The sequence below is a fragment of the Candidatus Hydrogenedentota bacterium genome (assembly GCA_012730045.1).
GTDB lineage: Bacteria > Hydrogenedentota > Hydrogenedentia > Hydrogenedentales > CAITNO01 > JAAYBR01.
This window is the reverse complement of the sequence record JAAYBR010000143.1, coordinates 147,971-166,758: the sequence shown is the minus strand read 5'-3', so window position 1 is coordinate 166,758 and position 18,788 is coordinate 147,971. Positions and strand designations below refer to the sequence as shown.

Below are 18,788 nucleotides of genomic sequence, written 5' to 3'. Positions count from 1 at the left end.
AAAGGAGAACATGCCATGCTGGCAACCCTGGCCGTCCTTTCCGCCTGCTGCCTGGGACTCGGCGCGGGCGCAGAGGCCCCTGACACCACCCCAAAGCCCCGCGTGCTGGTCGTGACCGGCGGGCACAGCTTCGACGAGCCGGAGTTCCGGGCGCTTTTCGACGCCATGACGGAGCTCGACGTGACCTTCCACGACCTGAAGGACGAGAGCGAGGTGTTCGAGGACATCAGCGCCTGGCCCTACGACGTGCTCGTGCTCTACAACATGAGCCAGAAGATTTCGGAGAAGCGCAAGGCCAACTTCCTGTCCCTGCTGGACAGGGGCGTGGGGCTGGTCGTGCTGCACCACGCCATCGCCGCGTTCAACGACTGGCCCGAATACTGGAAGATCATCGGGGCGCGGTATTTCCTCAAGGACACAGAAGTGGGCGGGAAGACCATCCCCGCGTCCACCTACCGGCACGATGTGGACATTCCCTGCAAGATCGAGGATCCCGCGCACCCCGTCACCGCCGGCCTGAAGGACTTCGTGGTCCGCGACGAGACCTACAAGGGCTTTCTCGTGGAGCCGGACAACCACCTGCTGGTGGGTGAGGACCATCCCGAGGCGCAGCGCGAGGCGGCCTGGACCCGCCAGTACAAAAACGCCAAGGTGTGCTACATCCAGCTCGGGCACGACAAGCTGAGCTTCGGCGACGACAACTACCGCACCCTGGTCCGCCAGGCGATCCGGTGGGCGAAGAAGCCCTGACCGCCGAAATGGCCTTCGCGCGCGTTCGCGGCAATTCGAGAACGAGATCGCTTTAGTCGCTGGCGCTCCTTCGCGATGACGGTGAGCGCCGCAGCCGCCGAAAGGACACGCGTTTCTGCGGTCATTGCGAGCGAAGCGCGGCAATCTCGTTCCCGCCAAAGCCCCGGGCCGCCGCGGCAATCTCTTGTCGGAATGCCCGCGGTCAGGCGCATCCTGCGGGGGGAAGGGCGCACCTCTCCCAACAAAAAAACGGGCCGGACAGGGCGCTTGCCCGTCCGGCCCGTGTGTTCGGGCTGGGATCAGTCCTCTTCCTCGCCGCTGCGGGTCTTCTCGTAGGCCGCGATGAGCTCCTTCGCCACGTGGTCCGGAACCTCGTCGTAGTGGCTGAACTTCAGCTCATAGCTGCCCCGGCCCTGCGTCATGCTGCGCAGCTCCGTGGAGTAGCGGAGGATCTCCGCCTCGGGAACCAGCGCCTTGATGACCTGGCGGCCGCCGCCCACGGCGTCCATGCCGAGGAGCCGGCCGCGGCGGCTGTTCATGTCGCCGCTGATGTCGCCCATGAACTCCGACGGCACCGTCACCGCGATCTCCATGATCGGCTCGAGCAGGCAGGGCTTCGCCTCCTTGACCGCCTTCTGGATGGCCTTGCGGGCCGCGATTTTGAACGCCATTTCGGAGGAGTCCACGGCGTGGAAGGAGCCGAAGTACAGCTCCACGATGATGTCCACCACCGGGTTGCCGCTGATGACGCCCTGCTGCAGCGCCTCGAAGCTGCCCTTGTCCACGTGGGGGATGTACTGCTTGGGCACCACGCCGCCCACGACGCTGTCAACAAACTGGTACCCGCCGCCGCGCTCGTTCGGCTTGAGGCGCAGCCAGACGTCGCCGAACTGGCCGTGGCCGCCGGTCTGCTTCTTGTGCTTGCCCTGCACCTCGGCCGTGCCCTTGATGGTCTCGCGGTAGGCGACCTTCGGGGTGCGCGTCTCCACCTCCACCTTGTACTTGCGCGCCATGCGCTTGAGCAGGATGTCCAGCTGCAGGTCGCCCATGCCCCGGATGACATGCTCGTTGGTGTCCGGGTCGCGGTAGTGCGTGAACGTCGAGTCCTCCTCGGCCAGGCGGTTCAGCGCCTCGCCCAGCTTGTCCTCGTCCGCCCGCGCCTTGGGCAGGATGGCCAGCTTCACCATGGAGACGGGAAGCTGGATCGGGGGCATGAAGACGTTCGTGCCCGGCGCGGCGATCGTGTCGCCAAAATGGGTGTTCTTCAGCTTCGTGAGGGCGGCCAGGTCGCCCGGCCCCACCTCGTCCACCGCGACCTGCTCCTTGCCCCGCACCAGGAACACCTTGCCGGTGCGCTCTTTGGTGTTGGTGGTCACGTTGTAGAACTCGGAGTCGCTCTTCAGGGTGCCGCTCAGCACGCGGAACAGGGTCAGGTGGCCCACATAGGGATCCACGACCTGGCGGAACACCTGCCCGAAGAAGGGCTCGGAGGCGCCCACCTTGACCTCAACGTCGTTCTCGCCGGAATCCCTGGCCACCACTTTGCGCAGCAGCGGGTTCGGGAAGGACTCGGCGATGAGGTCCATCAGCTCACTGAGGCCGAAGCCCATGCTGACGCTGCCCGCGATGATCGGCACGATCTTGCCGCTGGTGATGCCGTTCTGCAGGCCCGTGACGAAGTCCTCGTGGGACAGCTCCAGGGCGTCCAGGTACTTCATCGTCAGCTCTTCGTCGGTCTCGGCGACCGTCTCGACCAGCGCGTCCTTCAGGGCGTCCGCCCCGTCCACCGCCGACGCGTCGCCCGTGACGATGTTGACCACGCCCTTGAGCCCGGCGCCCGCGCCCACAGGGGCCACCAGCGGCACGCAGTGCTTGCCATAGGTCTCCTGCAAAGCCTTCACGACCTCCAGGAAGTCCGTGTGCTCGCGGTCCAGCTTGTTCACAAAAAACGCGCGCGGGACGTTGAACTTGTCCGCAAGGCGCATGGCGTTGTCCGTGCCCACCTGCACGCCCACGGAGGCGTCCACCATCACCACAATCCCGTCCAGCAGGGGAACGGAGGACGAAGGCTCGCCGAAGAAGTCCACATAGCCCGGGTGGTCAATCATGTGGATGCGGCGCTCTTTCCACGTGAGGTGGACCATCTTCATGGCGATGGTGCACTTCCGCTCGATCTCCTCCTCGAGATAGTCGCAGACCGTGTTCCCCTCCTCGATGCTCCCCATGCGCGAGGTGAGCCCAAGCTGGTTCAGCACGCGCTCGACAAACAGCGTCTTCCCCACGCTGCCATGACCAAGCATCCCAACGTTATGTACCATTGCAGGGTCCATGGTTGCCATCAAAAATCGCCTCCGCGTTGCAGGTTGGACGGCCCGGAAAGGGCCATGATTCTGGCTACACACGCCGCCCCCGCCGGGAACGGACGGGAAGCGGGATTATACCTTCTGACGCCCGTGTTACTCAAGCCGGGGAGGGAGGACGGGGGGCGTTCGAAACGCGGCGAGCCGGACCGGCGGCGGGAGAGAAGAAATGGGCATGAGAAAACAGCTGGCGTCGGTGTTCACGCTGGGGCTTTCCCTGGTCGGGGTGAGCTGCAGTTCCCTCGCCGTGGACCCGCCGGAGGTGAAGGGCCCCCTCGACCTCACGGTCAAGGACATCGAAGGCAGCGACGTGGACCTCTCCAAATACAAAGGGAAGGCCGTCCTGATCGTGAACGTCGCCTCCAAGTGCGGCCTCACCCCGCAGTATGACGCCCTGGAGGCGGTCTACCGGAAGTACAAGGACCGGGGGCTGGTCGTGCTGGGGTTCCCCGCCAACAACTTCCTCGGCCAGGAACCCGGCACCAACGAGGAAATCGCCACCTTCTGCCGCACCAAGTTCGACGTGTCCTTCCCCCTGTTCGCCAAAATATCCGTGAAAGGGGAGGACATCGCCCCGCTCTACGCCTGGCTGACCTCCGAAAAGACCAACCCCGGCTTCTCCGGCGACATCGAGTGGAACTTCGGCAAATTCCTCGTGGATGCCTCGGGAAAAGTGGTTGCCCGGTTCCACCCGAAAACCAAGCCCGACGCGGCCGACGTGACGGCGGCCATCGAGAAGGCCCTGCCCCCGGCGGCGGCGAAGGCTGAACCTGAAGCCACGCCGGAGAAGTAGCGCCCCCTGCTAATGAAGTAAGTCGTCGAGAACGCCCGCAAGTAGACGCGCCATCTTGGCGCGTTCTTGATCCAACGAAAACCCCAAGAACGCGGCAAGATGCCGCGTCTACGTTTCCAGCCCTCCCGCAGCCCTCACTTCATAGGCAGAATTCCCGCCCACGGCGGTCAGGGGCTCGCCAAGAAAGAGCGCCGCGACCGGATGGCCGGTCGCGGCGCTTCGTTTTCAGCAAGAGGTTGCGGCTAGAAGAGCACCTCGGCGCCCCGCCCCTGGGAAATGAGGGACTTGTAGTTCTTGAGCGCCGTCTGCGTGTCCTTGTCGGTCAGGTAGATGGTCTTGCCCTCCTCGGCGGACATGTAGGCCGCCTGGCAGAGCTTGGTGATCATCGCGCCGTACTCGAAGTTCAGGAACCCGTCGCGGCCCGCCTGGAACGACGCCACGGCGTCCTGAATCTCGTCCACATACCCGTACAGGTCCGCCTCGTTCGTCTCCACGGCGAGGAGGCCGCGGCTGGCCGTGGACTTCTCCAGCGCCAGCTCGGTGTCCGCCGCCGCCTCTGCCGCCTGGTCGCCGATGAAGATTTCCAGCGGGGACTTGAGGGAGTTCAGCTCGAAGGCGTAGCCGGGCCCGAGGCCGTCCATGGCCAGGCGGAGCCCCTGCTTGTCGTACATCCAGGAGTTGGTGAACTGCGCCTGGACCAGCTGGCTCGTCTCGGGGTTCTTGAAGGTCACGATGCCCGTGCAGAAGTCCTCGGCCGGCGTCTTGGCGTAGTCCACGCCCATCCGGTCCAGCAGCTCCTTGCGGTAGCGGGGCACGCCCCACTTCAGCAGGCTGGTCGTCGCCGACACGGAGATGGGCTCCAGGAAGGTCGCCGGCTTGCCCACGGGGGTGAGCACATACCAGCCGACCGCGATGCTGTGGCAGCCCATGTCGGAGAGCACGCCGCCGCCCTGGCGGGTGGGGTCCCAGAACCACGGCTCGTGCGGCCCGGAATGCTCCTCGGAGCTGCGGGCGAGGGCCAGCGGCCCCATCTGCGCCTGCACCGGTGCCAGCTGCTCCATCTGCGCCCGGATGCCCTTCATGTGTACCTGGTTCTCGAAGTACGCCGTGGGCAGGCCCGTCCGCTTCGCCAGCTCGACGATCTGGGCGGCCTCGGCCACCGTGCGGCCCAGGGGCTTCTCACAGATCACGCCCTTGATCCCCGCGCCCGCTTCAACGGCGTCGGAGATTTCCTGCATGAGCTGGATGCGCGCCATGTTCGGGGCGAAAATCGCCACGGCGTCCACCGCCTTGCACAGTTCCGCCACCGACGGATACACCGCGCAGGGGCCGATCCCCGCCTGGTTCGCGTAGTCCGCAAGCTCCTCCGCGCCCTTCAGCGCGCAGACACCCGCCAAATCCACGCCGCGGATCTGCGACACGGCCTTGGCCTGGAACTTCGCGATGAAGCCCGCCCCGATGAATCCCAATTTGAAGTTCGCCATGGTCTCTTCTCTCCTTGCGCTGGTTTGACTCCCGGGGGACCGCCCCCGAACCTGTGGACAGGCATTATAGCCCATACGCGTGGGGCCATCAAACCACTCCGAGCACCCCTCGGACCTGTCTGACCAGTCGGACCTGTCTGACCTGTCTGACCGGGTCGGCGTGAGGTTCGAAGACAAGGCCGCCGGGACGGCGGCGCTACATGACGGCCCTGTCTTCCGCCCTTCCGTAGCGCCAGCGTCCCGCTGGCCTTGTCTTCCGACCCGCCGGACCGCCGGTGTCCCGCTAACCCGTATCGGGAATATGCCCTTTTCCTGCCCCAAATAAGGCTGCGGCCCACAAACGCCTGCATTCTTAAGATTATTATTTCCAATCAGTTACACCTTTCTTTCTCGTGGCACATTTCTTGATTCATGCCCCGCATGACTGTTTTCCGAAATAGTGCGGCGACCGCCTTTGCGGTGCTTCTCACCCTGGCACCCCTCGCGGGTTGGTGCGAGGAGGGCGCGCCTTCGTGCGAAGTGGTCGTCCCGGCAGGGAACCCCCGTGCCGATGCGCCGGTGACGGTCGAGTATGTGATCCGGTGGCCAGAGGCCAGCCCGTGCGCGGTCTTTCCGTTGGAAGTGTCCCCACCTGACTGGGGGACTGCGGAGTACGTTTCGCAGGAAACCACCGTATCCGACGGCCAGGTGGAACTGCGCCAGCGGGTGCGCTACACGGCAACTCAGGCGGGGGAATACGACCTTCCGGCCGTGAAAATCCCCCTGGCCGAGGGAACCCTGCCCCCCGTGGGCCGGTTTGACCAGGCCCCCGGCCGGTATCTGGACGCCCCCGCGACGCAGATCACCTTCCGGGATCCGGCCCCGGGCCGCGCTCTGGCGGCGGGGGGCGCGCTGGCCGCGCTGATGCTGGCGGGGGGGATCGCGCTCGTGGTGTTGCGCCGCCGGAACCGGGACCAGGCGGAGGAGGGCGACCGGGCCGAGGCGCTGGCCGCCCGGCTGCACACGGCCCGGAAGCACCGGCTGGACGGCGATCATTACGCGTGCTACCGCGAGCTGCTGGCGGTGGCCAAAGAACTTGCCACCGTCTTGGAGCCCGCCAAACCGCTGGTGGCGGCCCTGTCCAAACAGGTGGACCGGGTCGGCTACGGCGGACAGCGGCCGCCGGACGACGAGATTGAGGGGTATTTCCGGGATCTGGAACGCCTGGTCCCCGTGTATAGAAACACCGTCCATCCCCCGCAGGAGAACGCCCAATGAACGTGAACGTGGAGGCCGTGCGCCGGGAAGTCGAGCAGCACGCGCCGCAGATCAACCAACTGCGCGAGTCCGTCGGCAAGATCATCGTGGGGCAGCGCTACATGGTGGAGCGCCTGCTCGTGGGCCTGCTGGCCAACGGCCACGTGCTCATCGAGGGCGTGCCCGGGCTGGCCAAGACCACGGCGGTGAACGCCCTGGCGCAGGCCATGTCCTGCGTGTTCCGGCGCATCCAGTTCACGCCGGACCTGCTGCCCGCCGACCTCATCGGCACGATGGTGTACACCCCGAAAACCGGGGACTTCACCGTGAAGAAGGGGCCGGTCTTCTCCAACATCGTGCTGGCGGACGAGATCAACCGGGCGCCGGCCAAGGTGCAGAGCGCCCTGCTCGAGGCCATGCAGGAGCGGCAGGTGACCATCGGGGACCGGACCTTCCCGCTGGAGGCCCCCTTCATGGTCCTGGCCACCCAGAACCCCATCGAGCAGGAGGGCACCTACCCGCTGCCCGAGGCCCAGATGGACCGTTTCATGCTCAAGCTGAAGGTGGGCTACCCGTCGCGCGCCGAGGAGCGGGAGATCATGGACCGGGTGGACCTGCTCCATCCGCAGAGCCTGTCGCCCGTCATCGCGCCCGCGCAGGTCATGGAGGCCCGCGAGATCGTCAACCGCATCTACGTGGACGCCAAGGCGAAGAACTACATCGTGGACATCGTGTGGGCCACCCGCGAGCCCGAGGCCTTCGGCCTCCAGATCCGCCACCTCATCGAGTACGGGGCGTCCCCCCGCGCCACGGTCTACCTCCAGCAGGCGGCCCGCGCCATGGCCTTCCTCCAGGGCGAGGGCAACGTGTTCCCCAACGACGTGAAACAGGTGGCGATGGACGTGCTCCGGCACCGCATCAAGCCCACCTACGAGGCGGAGGCCGAAAACATCACCGCGGAGGACATCATCCGCAAGATCCTGGACACCGTCCCGGTGCCCTGAGAGCCCGCATCAAGGAGAACGGAACCCATGAATCCTGAGAACGAAACCGACCACGGCCTGCTCATGGAAGTGCTGGACGCCGCCTCGTCGCCCCTGGTCTGCGGCGGGGAGAACCCGGCGGACGCGCTCTGCGCCGTCCTGCGGGGGCGCGGCCTGCATGTGCGGCGGCTGGTCTGGATCCCCGAGCACCAGAACACCTTCGAGCTGAACTGCGGCTACGCCGCCGACCTGGTGGTCGGCGACAGCATCGCGGTCTTCGTGGACGGCGGCCGCTTCGGGGCGTGCAGCTTCCTGGACTACGCCCGCAAGGGCCTGGCGCTGGCCGGGCTGCCCCACGGCGTGCTGCTCAAGCCCGGCCCCGACGGCGGCCTCGCCGTGGTCGGCCCCGCGGCCCCCTGGAGCGACGAGGAGGCGTCCCCCTGCACCTGCGGCGAGGAGCTGGTCCATGCTGCCCTCTGAGGTCATGCGCCAGGTCCGGCGCATCCAGATACGCACCAGCCGGATGGTGAACGAGTTCCTGTCCGGCCAGTACGAGAGCATCTTCAAGGGGCAGGGCATCGAGTTCAAGGAGGTGCGCTCGTATGTGCCGGGCGACGACATCCGGGCGATTGACTGGAACGTGACCGCGCGGACCGGGGAGCCGCATGTCAAGGTGATGGCCGAGGAGCGCGAGCTGACCGTGATGCTGCTGGTGGACATGAGCGGCTCGGGCCGCTTCGGCAGCGTGAACCGCCTGAAGAACGAGCTGGCCGCCGAGCTGTGCGCCGTCCTCGCCTTCGCGGCGATCCAGAACAACGACAAGGTCGGCCTGATGATCTTCACCGACCGCGTCGAGCTGTACGTGCCCCCGCAGAAGGGGCGCAAGCACGTGCTGCGCGTCATCCGCGAGGTGCTCTGCCACGAGCCGAAAGGGAAGGGGACCGACATCGCCGCGGCCCTCCACTACCTCAACAACGTGGTCCGCCGCCGCGCCGTCGTCTTCCTGGTGTCGGACTTCATGGACGACCACTACGCCGACGCCCTGCGCATCTGCAACCGCAGGCACGACGTCATCGCCGCCACCGTCACCGACCCCCGCGAGGAGGAGCTGCCCCCGGTCGGCCTGGTCAACCTGCGAGACGCCGAGACGGGTGCCGAAGTGCTCGTGAACACCCGGAACGCCGCGTTCCGCCGGGCCTACGCCGAGGCGGCGGACACCGCCCGGCGCGCCCGCGACGAGCGCCTCCGCAAGGCCCGCGTGGACGTCATGAACGTCCGCACGGACATCCCCTATGTGAACGAGATACACCGCTTCTTCCGGATGCGGGAACGGAGAATGCGTTGAGACGAACGGGACACATCCTGATGCCGCTTTTCGCGGCGCTGGCGGCCGTGGCCGGGGCGGAGCCCCCGTCCGGAACCGCCCGTCTGGAGCTGTCCCCCCCGGAATTCCCCTACCACCGGGCGGCAACGCTCACGGTCACCGCCGACGCCCCGGCGGACGTCGAAATCTCCCTCCCCGACTTCTCCAAGATTCCGGAGGGCATCGAAACCCAGGTCTCCCCCCCGGAAACCCTGCCCGCGCCCGAAGGTGTCCAGCGTCTCCGGCAGCGCTGCCTGCTGGATGTCGTCTCCCCCGGCAAGTACCGGCTGCCCGACCTGAAGGTGGAAATGGAGAGGGGAGGGGAGACGCGGACCGTCACCCTGCCCGGTCCGATCCTGAACGCCCGCGAGCTGACCGACGCCGAACGCGAGGCCGCCCAGGGCTTCGCGGACCCCGAGCCCGCCGTGGCCGTTTTCGGCGCGGGGAGGAAGATATCCCCGTGGCTGATCGTTCCGGCGATTCTCGCCGTCCTGGCCGGTGCGGGCCTTCTGGCCGCCCGGAGGACCCGGCGCGGGAAACGCGGCGGCGAGCCGCCCAAGCCGCCCTGGGAGACGGCCTTCCAGCGCCTGCGCACCCTTCAGGCCGCGGGCCTGTCGGACGCCGGCCGCTTTGAGGCCTTCTATGTGGACCTCTCCGCCATCCTGCGGTACTACATTGAGGACCGGTTCGCCCTGCCCGCGCCGGAGCAGACCACCCAGGAGTTTCTGGAGACGGCCCCCGGACACGGCGAACTGACGCCGGAACAGGTGGGCTTCCTGTCGGAGTTCCTGGTGTTCTGCGACCGGGTCAAGTTCGCCAACCACGTCCCGACCCGGCACGGCGCGAAGGAGCATTTCGACGCGGTGGAGGCCTTCGTGACCGCCACCATCCCGCGCCGGGGGGAGGAGGCGGCATGAGCGGACTCCTCACCACCTTCGGTTTCGACACGATGACCTACCCGCAGGCCTTCTGGCTCCTGATCCCGGTCGCGCTGCTGCTGCTGGTCGAAGTGGCGGCCCGGCCCGGCGGCGCGGTGACCTTCTCCACCGGAAGCAGAGCCGCCGGACTCCGCCGGAGCTTCTCCCGTCTGGTGCTGGCGGTGCCCCCGCTCCTGCGTGCGGCGGGGTTCGCGCTGCTGGTCGTGGCCCTGGCGGGCCCGATGACGGGCCACCAGCTCAGCCGAGACCGCGCCGGCGTGATTGACATCCTGCTCTGCGTGGACGTTTCAGGCAGCATGCGGCAGGCCGACTTCATGATGGACGGCCGCCCGCAGGACCGGCTGCATGTGGCCAAGCAGGCGGTCAGCAATTTCATTGACAGCCGCCGCGAGGCGAGGGGAAGCCGTTACGGCATGGACCGGGTGGGCCTCATCTGCTTCTCCGGCATCGCGTGGACGCAGTGCCCCCTGACCCTCGACTACGACGTGCTGGAGCGCGAGGTGCAGAACGCCCAGGTGGCCCCCGACTCCAAGCAGGGCACCGCCATCGGCTCCGCCATGGGCCTCGCCCTGCGACGCCTGAGCCAGACCGAGGCGAAATCGAAAGTGGTCATCCTCCTGTCCGACGGGCGCAACAACCGGGGCGAGCTCGACCCGCTCTCCGCGGCCCAGATCGCCAAAGAGATGGGCATCCGGGTGTACACCATCGGCGCGGGCTCTCCGGAGGAGCAGGTGCTCAACGGCGGGTTCTTCCCCGTGCGCAGCGAGGCGATTGACGAGAAAATGCTCCGCGAGGTGGCGGAGGGCACCGGCGGCCGCTATTACCTGGCGACAAACACGGAGGCCCTGATGGGGGCCTACGACGAGATCGGCGCCCTGGAAACCACCGAGATAGACCTGGGCGACTATTACGAATACCACGAGGGGTTCCTGCCGTGGGTGCTCGCGGGGGCGGCGCTCATGCTCGCGTCGCTCGTCATCCGCAGGACCTGGCTGGACCCCCTTCCCTGAATGGAAACCTCATGGGCGTGACGGACATACAGTTTGCCTTCCCCGCGGCGCAGGCGCCGCTGTGGGTCTCCGCGGGCCTCCTCGTGACGGTGGCCGCGGCGCTGCTGCTGTTTTACAGCGAACAACGCCGCCGCCGCAGGCTCTCCCTGCTTGTGGACGCGGGGCTGGCCCCCCGCCTGCTGGAAGGCTACACGGACCGGATCCGGCTCCCCCTGGCGGTATTCACGGTGCTGGGCGTGGCCTTTCTGCTCGTTGCGCTGGCCCAGCCCAAGTGGGGCAGCGCGTGGCGAAAGACCGCACGGTCCGGACGCGATGTCCTGGTGCTGCTGGACACGTCGGAAAGCATGAACGCCCAGAACCCGCTGCCCACGCGGCTGGAAAAGGCCCGGCAGAAGATACAGTCCCTTGTGGAATTGTCCCCCGGCGACCGTTTCGGGCTGGTTGCCTTCGCGGGGGAGGCGTCCTGCCAGGTGCCGCTCACCCTCGACCACAACTATTTCCGCACCGTGCTCGACGCCGTCTCCTCCGACACCCTGAGCATCGAGGGCAGCGACCTCGCCGCAGCCCTCCGGGAGGCCCGGCGCATGTTCGACGAGGACGTCCAGAAATCCGGCGGCGACCAGCGCCACGCCCGGGTCGTCCTCGTGGTCACGGACGGCGAGCAGACCTCGGGCGACGTGCTGGCCACGGGCGCGGAAATGCGGGACTACGCGGGCATCTATGTGCTGGGCATCGGCACCCCCGAGGGTGCTCAGATCAGCTACCCTGCATGGATGCAGCGCTATGCCCGGGTGCCGGAGGACCAGCGAACCCGGCTCTCCCGGCTGGACGAGGAAAACCTCTCGCGGCTGGCGAAGGAGAACGGCGGGGCCTACGCCCGCGCCACCGCCGACAACGCGGACGTGGCCTTTCTTCACGGCGAGTGGGAGCAGGTGCGCGCCAGGGCCCTGTCCAGCGAACTCCGCTTCAACCGGGTCAACCGCTACCGCTGGCCCCTGGCCGCCGCCATGCTCTGTTTCGCCGCCGAGGCGTTGTGGCTTGCCCTGATCCCCGTGGTCCGGGCACGCCGCCTGCGCGCGGCGGGGAGGCTCGCCGAACATGGATAAGCGCTTCCCCCTGGCCGTGTTCATCCTCTGCGCCCTGGTGCTTGCCGCCGCCGCGCACGCGGCGGGCGTCGGCACCGTGCTGAAAAAGGCGCAGGAACTCACCGTCTCCGGGCAGCCCGACCAGGCGGTGGAGGCCCTCCGGGAGGCCCAGGTGGACCACCCGGACGCCCCCGAACTAAACTACGCCCTCGGCGAGGCCCTGTATGCCGCGGCCGCCGCCCGCGCCGAGGCGGACCCCGCGGCCGCGCTGGAGATGTACGCAGAGGCGGAGCGCATGTTCGGCGTGGCCGAGTCGGCGGCCCCGCCCGAATGGAAGCCCCGCGCGGCCTTTGCGCGGGCCGCCGCGCTGGCGCGCGCCGCCCTGGCGCACCCCGCCGAAAAGGAGCAGCACCAGGAGGCTGTCGCCGCCCTGCGGGGCGCCATCACGGCGTTTGACAAGTTCCTGGAGGAGCATCCCGATCATCCGGGCGCTCAGACCAATCTGGACCACCTCCGCCTGCGGCTCAAGGAACTGCTCCAGAACCCGCCGGAGAAGCAGGAGGGGCAGGAACAGCAGCCGCCGCCGGAAGACCAGAAACAGCCGCCGCGCGCCTACTTCCTGAACATAGACACCCAGTGGCCGGGCGCCCGGGTCGAAAGCGAGGGCAACGCGGCCCGCCTGGTGGTCCCGGAAAAGGCAGGGGAGGACGAGAAATGACGCCCTTGCTCCGATGCCTGCTCATCGCCCTTTCCGCCGCCGGATGCGGCGCCCTCGCGGCCGCCCAATTGGCGCCGCCCGCCGCGGCCCCCGGCCCCGGCACGGCGCCCGCACCCGTGGCCTGCGTCCTGACCGCCGTCTGCGGCGTCAATCCCCCGGTGGCCGTGCCCCCGGCGGACGACCGCCTGGCCGCACTGGAGGCCGCCCTTAAGCCCCTCGGTTTCGCGGGATACGAGTTTGTTGGAACGGCGGCCCGGGAACTCGCGCCGGGACAGGAAACCCGCTTCCCCATCAACGCGACCTATTCCGCCGCCGTCACCCTGCTGCCGTCCCAGGACGGCGACACGGCGGCGATGGAAGTGCGCATTGAGGCGCTCCTCGACGGAAAAATTGTCACCGCCCTCGCGGGCACGGTGCAGGCGCGGCCCGGCGACACCGTCGTCTTCCGGGGCATGCCTCTGGCCCCCGGCGAACTTGTGGTACTCTTGACCCGGCCCTCCGAACAGTCCTCCGAGCAGTCCAAGAGCGACCAGAACCAGCAGGAACAGCAGGACCAGCAGAAGCAGGATCAACAGCAGGGGCAGCAGCAGGAGGAGGAGAAGGAACAGGAAAAGGAGAAACAGGAAGAGCCCCAGACCGCGGAGGAGCAGGAGACGCAGCCTGCGGCGGAAGAGCAGGAGGACGGGACGGAGGAGGAAGAGAAGGACATGGAGAACGGAAGCCTGCGCGCCCTCCTGGAATCGCTGGAGGAGACGGACAAGCGCGAGCAGAAGGAGCTCCGCAATGTCCGCCAGCGGATTGACTTCAAGGGGGGGTGGTGGTGATGCGCGGAATCCTCTGGAAAACCGCGGTCTTCGCGGCGCTTCTGCCGGGGCTGGCGGCCTGGTGCCAGCAGAGCCCCGTCAGCGCGTCCCTGTCCACGAACAGGGTCGGCGTGGGGGAGGTGTTCCTGCTGACGCTTCAGGCGGCGGGCAGCGATGTCCGCAACCCCGATGTGACCCCCGTCACGGACACGGGGCTGGTGCTGGACGCGCCCGAGGTGAGTTCCGCGTCCAGTTTCACCATTGTGAACGGCCGGTCCACCAAGTCCCAAAGCCGCACCTGGCGCTATCGCGGATGGGCCGAGAAAGAGGGCACCTACCGCATTCCCCCGGTCAAGATCAGCGTGGACGGCCAGGAATACCTCACCCAGCCCCTCACGCTTGAGGTGGGCGGGCCGGTGGCCGGCGGCCGCCAGAGTGGGGCGCGCAACGACGGCATCTCGGTCGAGGAGATGGCGATGGCGGAGACGCGGGTGGACAAGAGCGAGGTGTTTCAGGGGGAGGCGGTGACGCTCCTGCTGCGGATTCTGATTCTTGACTCGTTCAACGTGGACCTGCGCACCCCCCAGAACCTCCCCCTGCCGGAGACTTCCGGATTCTACACCGGCCCCCAGACCAGCCGGCAGTCCAAGGAGACCCGGGGAAACCTCTCCTACCGGGTCACGGAAATCTCCCAGGTGCTGTACCCCACCACATCGGGCACCCTGGCCATCGGGGGCTGGCGGTGGCAGGGGCAGGTCATCTGGTCGGACGGCTGGCGGCCCGCGTCCGCCATACGCGGCTTTGCCGCCCCGGAAATCGCGGTGACCGTCAAGCCCCTTCCCGCGCCGCCCGATGGCTTTTCGGGGGCCGTCGGCAAGTACCGGGTCACTGCGGAATTCCCCTCGGGCATTCTCGCCCAGGGCGTGCCCGCGCAGTGGGTCATCTCCGTGACCGGCGAGGGCAACCCGGACTCCATCGGCGCGCCCTCGGTCCCGCCCATCCCGTGGGCGCACCTGGCGGGGCCGGAGGTGGAGACGGTGCAGGACAACGCGGCGGCGGGAAACGGGACCAAGCAGTTCCGCTATGCCGTCACGCCCCTGGAGCCCGGCGAACACGAACTGCCGGAGGTCTCCTACGTGTTCTTCGCCCCCATCCTGAAGAACTACAAGACCGAGAGCATCCCCGCGCGCAAGATCACCGTGGCCGTCGCGGCCCAGGGCTCCCAGGAGCTGGTCACTGCGGGCGGCGCCCGGGAGGAGCAGCGCTCGGTGGTGCTTCCGGTCAGCGACGACCTGCTGCCGCTCATCGAGGACGCGGGGCTTGGCGCGCGGCGGACTGGACCGGCCCTGGCCCTGCTGGCCGCGCTGCTGCCCCTCCCCCTGTACGGCGGGCTGTGGCTCTGGCTGCACCGCCGGCGGCGCCTGGAGACGGACATTCCCTACGCCCGGCGGCAGCATGCCCTGAAACGCGCCCGGGGGGCGCTCGGCCGCGCCGACGGCCAGTCGGCGGAACCGGTCCAGCTCGCCCTCGCCGGTTTCGTCGCCGACCTGGTCAACGTCAACGCCGCCGGACTCACCGCGTCCGACGTGGCCGACCTTTTGGGCGGACACGGGTGCGACCTTTCCTTGGTCAAGGAGACCACGGACATCCTGCGCGCCTGCGAAAGGGCGCGCTATTCGGGGGCCGCACTGCCGCCCGGAGACCTGGAATCCCTGCGGGCGCGCGCCGAGGCCCTGCTGGAGCCCCTGCGGCGGGCGCTGATGGAGGGGACGGCCCCATGACACACCTGGTTGCGGCTGTGCTGATCACCCTCGCCTCCCCGGCAGTCCTGGAGGACTTCGCCGCGGGCAAGACCGCCTACCGGGAGGGAAACCACGCCCTGGCGGCGGAGAAGTTCGCCGCCGTTGCCGAGGCGGAGCCGGGCAACGCGGCGGTGTTCTACAACCTCGGCAACGCCCTCTTCCAGGCCGGCGAACTCGGCGAGGCGGTGGCCTGCTATGAGCGCGCCCTGCGTCTGGACCCCGCACTGGAGGCGGCCCGCGTCAATTTGGAAAAGGTGCTGGAACGAACCCAGCGGAACCTCGCGCGCCCCCTGCCCGCCGACTGGCGGCAGGCGCTCTTCTTCTGGGCCGACGGGCTTCGTCCCGGCATCGCGGCCGGCCTGGCCCTCTTCTTCTGGTGGGGACTGCTTACCCTCCTCACGGCGGCGCAGATCCGGCGGATTCCCTACTGGAAGACCGCGGCGGCGGCGGGGTGCGCCCTGCTCGCCCTGACGGCGGGCGCGGCCTGGTCCAAGGCGAACCCCGTGCCCCTCGCCGTGGCCGTGGACACCGAGGTTCCCGTCTACTTCTCCCGGAGCACGGAGGACACCCCGCGCTTCATGCTGTACGAGGGCGACCGGGTCGCCGTGGAGCGCACCGCCCAGGACTGGGCGCTGGTCTCCACCGTCGGCGGGGAGCGCGGCTGGCTTGCGCGCGCCGCCATCGTGCCCGTGGACGCGCCCGCGTCGTTCCTGCGCGGCGACGGCGCCCCCGCCCCGCCGCCGGACACGGGGGAGGCGCGGCCATGACCGTTGCGGCGGCCGATTTCGACACCCTGCGCGGCCTGGCCCGCACGGAGCCCCGCCAGTTCCGGGAGGTGCCCCATGCGGTGTGCCTGCAGGCCATCCGCATGCACGTGCTCGAAAGCCGGCGCGCCATCCGGAACCGCCACGCAGCCGGGGAGTCCGGGGCAAACACGCTGCACCAGCTCACCGTGCTGTGCGACGACGTGGTGCGCGCCGCCCTCGAGTTCGGCCTGGCCTGGAGCCGCAACTCCGGCGTTGTGCTCAACCGCGTGGCCCTGTGCGCCCTGGGCGGCTACGGACGGGGGGAGATGAGCCCCTTTTCCGACCTGGACGTCTCCCTGCTGTTCGACTCCGAACTGGACGGGGAGATCGAGCGCCTGGCCAGTTTTCTGCACCCCCTTTTCTGGGACATCGGGTTCTCCGCCGGATTCGCCCTGCACAGTGTCGGCGAGGCGGCCGCACTGGCGGCCACGGACCCCCAGGTCTGCACCACCTACCTCCAGGCGCGCCTGGTGGGGGGGGACGCCACCACCCTGGGCCGGCTGAAACTCCTGCTCGCCGACCTGCCCTCCCGGACCAAGGAGGGCATCCTCGCGCATATCCGGCGGCGCGAGCGCCTGGAGTCCCTCCCGGCCGAACAGCGGGACCTCTACGCCCCGGAGCCGGACATCAAGGAGAACGCGGGCGGTTTGCGGGACTTCCACGCCGCCCTGTGGATGGTCATGCTCGGCAGGGGCGTCTTCTCCCTCGACGACATGGAGCGCGAGGGGCTCATCACGCCGATGGAGCATCTGGACCTGATGGAGAGCCTCGACTTCCTCTGGCGGACACGCAACGAGATGCACTTCCACGCCGGACGCTGCGACAACCGGCTGGCCTTCCCCATGCAGGCCCACATCGCCTCCGTGTTCGGCTACGGCACCGGAAGCGCCGGCGCGGTCGGGCGCCTCATGGAGGACTACTACCAGAGCGCCGCGCGCGTGCGCGAGTTCATGCACGCCGCCGCCCGCGTCTGCGACCAGGCCGGCATCGCCTCGCTCTTCGCCGACCGGGCGCAGAACCGCGCCCGCATGACCCTGCACAACGGCCAGCTCTGCGCGGACCCGTCGGACAAGAACTGGTTCGCCGAGAACCCCGCGCGCCTCATGGAGGTTTTCTGGGAGTGCGCCCGAAGGGTCGCCCCCCTCAGCCCCGGCACCGCGCACTGGGTTTCCCTCAACGCCCGCCTCGCGGGCCAGGAGTTCCGCGAGAGCAACGTGGTCCGCCGCTTCTTCCTCGCCGTCTGCGGACGCTTCTCCGGCGCGGGCACCGCCCTGCGCGAGGCCGCCCGGACCGGCGTCCTCGGCGCCTACCTCCCGGAGTTCGCCGCCGTCCGCGGACTGGTCCGCTACGAGGATTTTCACAGCTCCCCCGTCGACGAGCACACCCTCCGGGCCGTGGAGGCCCTCGCGGAGATCCCCGCCATGAAAGGGCCCGTCGGCCGCTTCCTGAACGAGGTCCTCGAACGGATCGGAGAGCCCCACCTGCTCGTGCTGTCCATCCTTCTGCACGACCTGGGAAAGGCCGCCGGCGAGATCCATGTCGCAGAGGGCGTCCGCGTCGCCCGCGCCGTCTGCGACCGGCTCGCCCTGCCCGAGCACGACGCCCTCCGCGTGCTCTTCCTCGTCGAGCACCACATGACCATGTCGGACATCGCGTTCTACCGGGACACGGAGGATCTGGACGTTGTCCAGGGGTTCGCCGGACTCGTGCGGTCGCCCGACACGCTCGCCATGCTCCTCCTGGTCACCTATGCCGACCTCTGCGCCGTCGCGCCCAATGTCTGGAACGAGTGGAAGGGCTCCCTGCTCATGAAGCTCCACTTCCAGACCGAGCGCCTGCTGACGGGGCGCGAGACCCCCGGGGAGCAGGACCTGCGCGGGGCAAAGGCGGCCCTCATCGCCGACGGCCTGCCGGACCGCCCCCGCGACGCGGTGCTCGCGCACCTGGCGGGCATGGGCGACCGTTATGTGTTCACCTTCTCCCCCGCGCAGGTGGCCGCCCATCTGGCCTGCCTGGAGGACGCCGCCCGCTCGGGACTCGGGGTCAGATGTCTGGGAAGCGGGGACGCCGGCCCCAGCGAGGTCATCGTCTGCACGCGCGACCGGCGCGGCCTCTTTGCCGACATCGCGGGTGTCATGGCCTCGCGCCTGATAAGCATCCAGAACGCCGCCCTCTTCACCCGGAATGACGGCTGGGTGGTGGACTGTTTTCTGGTGGAGGACTCCGTGTCGCGGCGGCCGCTCACGGAGAACGAGTTCGCGGAACTGGAGGGGCTCCTGCGCGACGTGCTCGGGGGCGGGGAGGAGGCCGAGCCCCTCGTGGAGCGCGCGCGCACCCGTCTTTTCGCCCTGCGCACGTCAGTCGTTCCCGTGAGGACCGTCGTTGAGATAGACAATCGCGCGTCCCGCACAGACACGGTGGTGGACGTGGTGACCGGAGACCGAACCGGCCTCCTGCACGACATCGCGCGCACCCTCGCCCGCACGGGCGTGGACGTGACGGCGGCGCACATCATGACCGAGGTGGGCAGGGTGCGCGACTCGTTCTACGTCCGAAAGGACGGCCGGAAAATTGAAGACAAACGTGCCTTGGAATCCGTCCGGACCAGCCTCCGCGAGGCTATCTTCGGACACCCCGGAACCTGAACAGCAACCTGA

At 68.5% G+C, this 18,788-nt stretch carries 16 protein-coding genes; 14 read left to right on the top strand and 2 right to left on the bottom strand.

Annotation, left to right across the window (positions count from 1 at the left end; translation table 11 throughout):
- Nucleotides 1-15: 15 nt before the first annotated feature.
- On the top strand, nt 16-750 hold the full coding sequence (locus GXY15_15970) for a ThuA domain-containing protein (GenBank protein ID NLV42708.1): 735 nt from the start codon (nt 16-18) through the stop codon (nt 748-750).
- A 299-nt stretch (nt 751-1,049) separates the two neighbouring features.
- Here GXY15_15970 and GXY15_15965 read toward each other — a convergent pair whose 3' ends face one another.
- Nucleotides 1,050-3,068, bottom strand: a complete 2,019-nt coding sequence (locus tag GXY15_15965) for an elongation factor G (GenBank protein ID NLV42707.1) — start codon at nt 3,066-3,068, stop codon at nt 1,050-1,052.
- Between the two features lie 217 nt (nt 3,069-3,285).
- On the opposite strand from GXY15_15965, the gene GXY15_15960 reads away from it, so the two are divergent.
- Entirely contained in the window at nt 3,286-3,903 is a 618-nt protein-coding gene (locus tag GXY15_15960; protein NLV42706.1) for a glutathione peroxidase, read from the top strand.
- A 242-nt stretch (nt 3,904-4,145) separates the two neighbouring features.
- Here GXY15_15960 and GXY15_15955 read toward each other — a convergent pair whose 3' ends face one another.
- Nucleotides 4,146-5,387: a Gfo/Idh/MocA family oxidoreductase gene (locus GXY15_15955; GenBank protein ID NLV42705.1), complete on the bottom strand. Its 1,242-nt coding sequence runs from the start codon at nt 5,385-5,387 to the stop codon at nt 4,146-4,148.
- Nucleotides 5,388-5,807: 420 nt separating this feature from the next.
- On the opposite strand from GXY15_15955, the gene GXY15_15950 reads away from it, so the two are divergent.
- The 12 genes from GXY15_15950 to glnD are packed head-to-tail and all read left to right on the top strand — an operon-like array spanning nt 5,808 to nt 18,776.
- Complete coding sequence (locus tag GXY15_15950; protein NLV42704.1) at nt 5,808-6,644, top strand: hypothetical protein; 837 nt, start codon at nt 5,808-5,810, stop codon at nt 6,642-6,644.
- Nucleotides 6,641-7,627 carry a MoxR family ATPase gene (locus GXY15_15945; protein ID NLV42703.1) on the top strand — a complete coding sequence of 329 codons (987 nt, stop codon included), beginning with the start codon at nt 6,641-6,643 and terminating at the stop codon, nt 7,625-7,627. The genes GXY15_15950 and GXY15_15945 overlap by 4 nt, the downstream gene beginning before the upstream one ends.
- A gap of 27 nt (nt 7,628-7,654) precedes the next feature.
- Nucleotides 7,655-8,086, top strand: coding sequence for a hypothetical protein (locus tag GXY15_15940; protein ID NLV42702.1), 432 nt, complete (start codon nt 7,655-7,657; stop codon nt 8,084-8,086).
- The gene (locus tag GXY15_15935; protein NLV42701.1) at nt 8,073-8,951 is read left to right on the top strand and encodes a DUF58 domain-containing protein; all 879 of its coding nucleotides are present in this window, start codon (nt 8,073-8,075) and stop codon (nt 8,949-8,951) included. The genes GXY15_15940 and GXY15_15935 overlap by 14 nt, the downstream gene beginning before the upstream one ends.
- Entirely contained in the window at nt 8,948-9,886 is a 939-nt protein-coding gene (locus GXY15_15930) for a hypothetical protein (GenBank protein NLV42700.1), read from the top strand. The genes GXY15_15935 and GXY15_15930 overlap by 4 nt, the downstream gene beginning before the upstream one ends.
- Nucleotides 9,883-10,917, top strand: a complete 1,035-nt coding sequence (locus GXY15_15925) for a VWA domain-containing protein (GenBank protein NLV42699.1) — start codon at nt 9,883-9,885, stop codon at nt 10,915-10,917. Before GXY15_15930 ends, GXY15_15925 begins: the two co-directional genes overlap by 4 nt.
- A gap of 11 nt (nt 10,918-10,928) precedes the next feature.
- Nucleotides 10,929-12,023 carry a VWA domain-containing protein gene (locus tag GXY15_15920; protein NLV42698.1) on the top strand — a complete coding sequence of 365 codons (1,095 nt, stop codon included), beginning with the start codon at nt 10,929-10,931 and terminating at the stop codon, nt 12,021-12,023.
- Complete coding sequence (locus GXY15_15915) at nt 12,016-12,720, top strand: hypothetical protein (GenBank protein NLV42697.1); 705 nt, start codon at nt 12,016-12,018, stop codon at nt 12,718-12,720. Before GXY15_15920 ends, GXY15_15915 begins: the two co-directional genes overlap by 8 nt.
- On the top strand, nt 12,717-13,544 hold the full coding sequence (locus tag GXY15_15910; protein ID NLV42696.1) for a hypothetical protein: 828 nt from the start codon (nt 12,717-12,719) through the stop codon (nt 13,542-13,544). Before GXY15_15915 ends, GXY15_15910 begins: the two co-directional genes overlap by 4 nt.
- The gene (locus tag GXY15_15905) at nt 13,541-15,304 is read left to right on the top strand and encodes a protein BatD (protein ID NLV42695.1); all 1,764 of its coding nucleotides are present in this window, start codon (nt 13,541-13,543) and stop codon (nt 15,302-15,304) included. The genes GXY15_15910 and GXY15_15905 overlap by 4 nt, the downstream gene beginning before the upstream one ends.
- Nucleotides 15,301-16,092 (top strand): tetratricopeptide repeat protein, encoded by a 792-nt coding sequence (locus tag GXY15_15900; GenBank protein ID NLV42694.1) that lies wholly within the window; start codon nt 15,301-15,303, stop codon nt 16,090-16,092. The genes GXY15_15905 and GXY15_15900 overlap by 4 nt, the downstream gene beginning before the upstream one ends.
- Complete coding sequence (gene glnD / locus GXY15_15895; GenBank protein NLV42693.1) at nt 16,089-18,776, top strand: [protein-PII] uridylyltransferase; 2,688 nt, start codon at nt 16,089-16,091, stop codon at nt 18,774-18,776. The genes GXY15_15900 and glnD overlap by 4 nt, the downstream gene beginning before the upstream one ends.
- The last annotated feature ends 12 nt before the right edge of the window (nt 18,777-18,788 follow it).

What these genes read in the sequence shown, in the direction of transcription:
- GXY15_15970 (NLV42708.1), top strand. Translation starts at nt 16, where the DNA reads ATGCTGGCAACCCTGGCCGTCCTTTCCGCCTGCTGCCTGGGACTCGGC.
- GXY15_15965 (NLV42707.1), bottom strand. Translation starts at nt 3,068, where the DNA reads ATGGTACATAACGTTGGGATGCTTGGTCATGGCAGCGTGGGGAAGACG.
- GXY15_15960 (NLV42706.1), top strand. Translation starts at nt 3,286, where the DNA reads ATGAGAAAACAGCTGGCGTCGGTGTTCACGCTGGGGCTTTCCCTGGTC.
- GXY15_15955 (NLV42705.1), bottom strand. Translation starts at nt 5,387, where the DNA reads ATGGCGAACTTCAAATTGGGATTCATCGGGGCGGGCTTCATCGCGAAG.
- GXY15_15950 (NLV42704.1), top strand. Translation starts at nt 5,808, where the DNA reads ATGACTGTTTTCCGAAATAGTGCGGCGACCGCCTTTGCGGTGCTTCTC.
- GXY15_15945 (NLV42703.1), top strand. Translation starts at nt 6,641, where the DNA reads ATGAACGTGAACGTGGAGGCCGTGCGCCGGGAAGTCGAGCAGCACGCG.
- GXY15_15940 (NLV42702.1), top strand. Translation starts at nt 7,655, where the DNA reads ATGAATCCTGAGAACGAAACCGACCACGGCCTGCTCATGGAAGTGCTG.
- GXY15_15935 (NLV42701.1), top strand. Translation starts at nt 8,073, where the DNA reads ATGCTGCCCTCTGAGGTCATGCGCCAGGTCCGGCGCATCCAGATACGC.
- GXY15_15925 (NLV42699.1), top strand. Translation starts at nt 9,883, where the DNA reads ATGAGCGGACTCCTCACCACCTTCGGTTTCGACACGATGACCTACCCG.
- GXY15_15920 (NLV42698.1), top strand. Translation starts at nt 10,929, where the DNA reads ATGGGCGTGACGGACATACAGTTTGCCTTCCCCGCGGCGCAGGCGCCG.
- GXY15_15915 (NLV42697.1), top strand. Translation starts at nt 12,016, where the DNA reads ATGGATAAGCGCTTCCCCCTGGCCGTGTTCATCCTCTGCGCCCTGGTG.
- GXY15_15910 (NLV42696.1), top strand. Translation starts at nt 12,717, where the DNA reads ATGACGCCCTTGCTCCGATGCCTGCTCATCGCCCTTTCCGCCGCCGGA.
- GXY15_15900 (NLV42694.1), top strand. Translation starts at nt 15,301, where the DNA reads ATGACACACCTGGTTGCGGCTGTGCTGATCACCCTCGCCTCCCCGGCA.
- glnD (NLV42693.1), top strand. Translation starts at nt 16,089, where the DNA reads ATGACCGTTGCGGCGGCCGATTTCGACACCCTGCGCGGCCTGGCCCGC.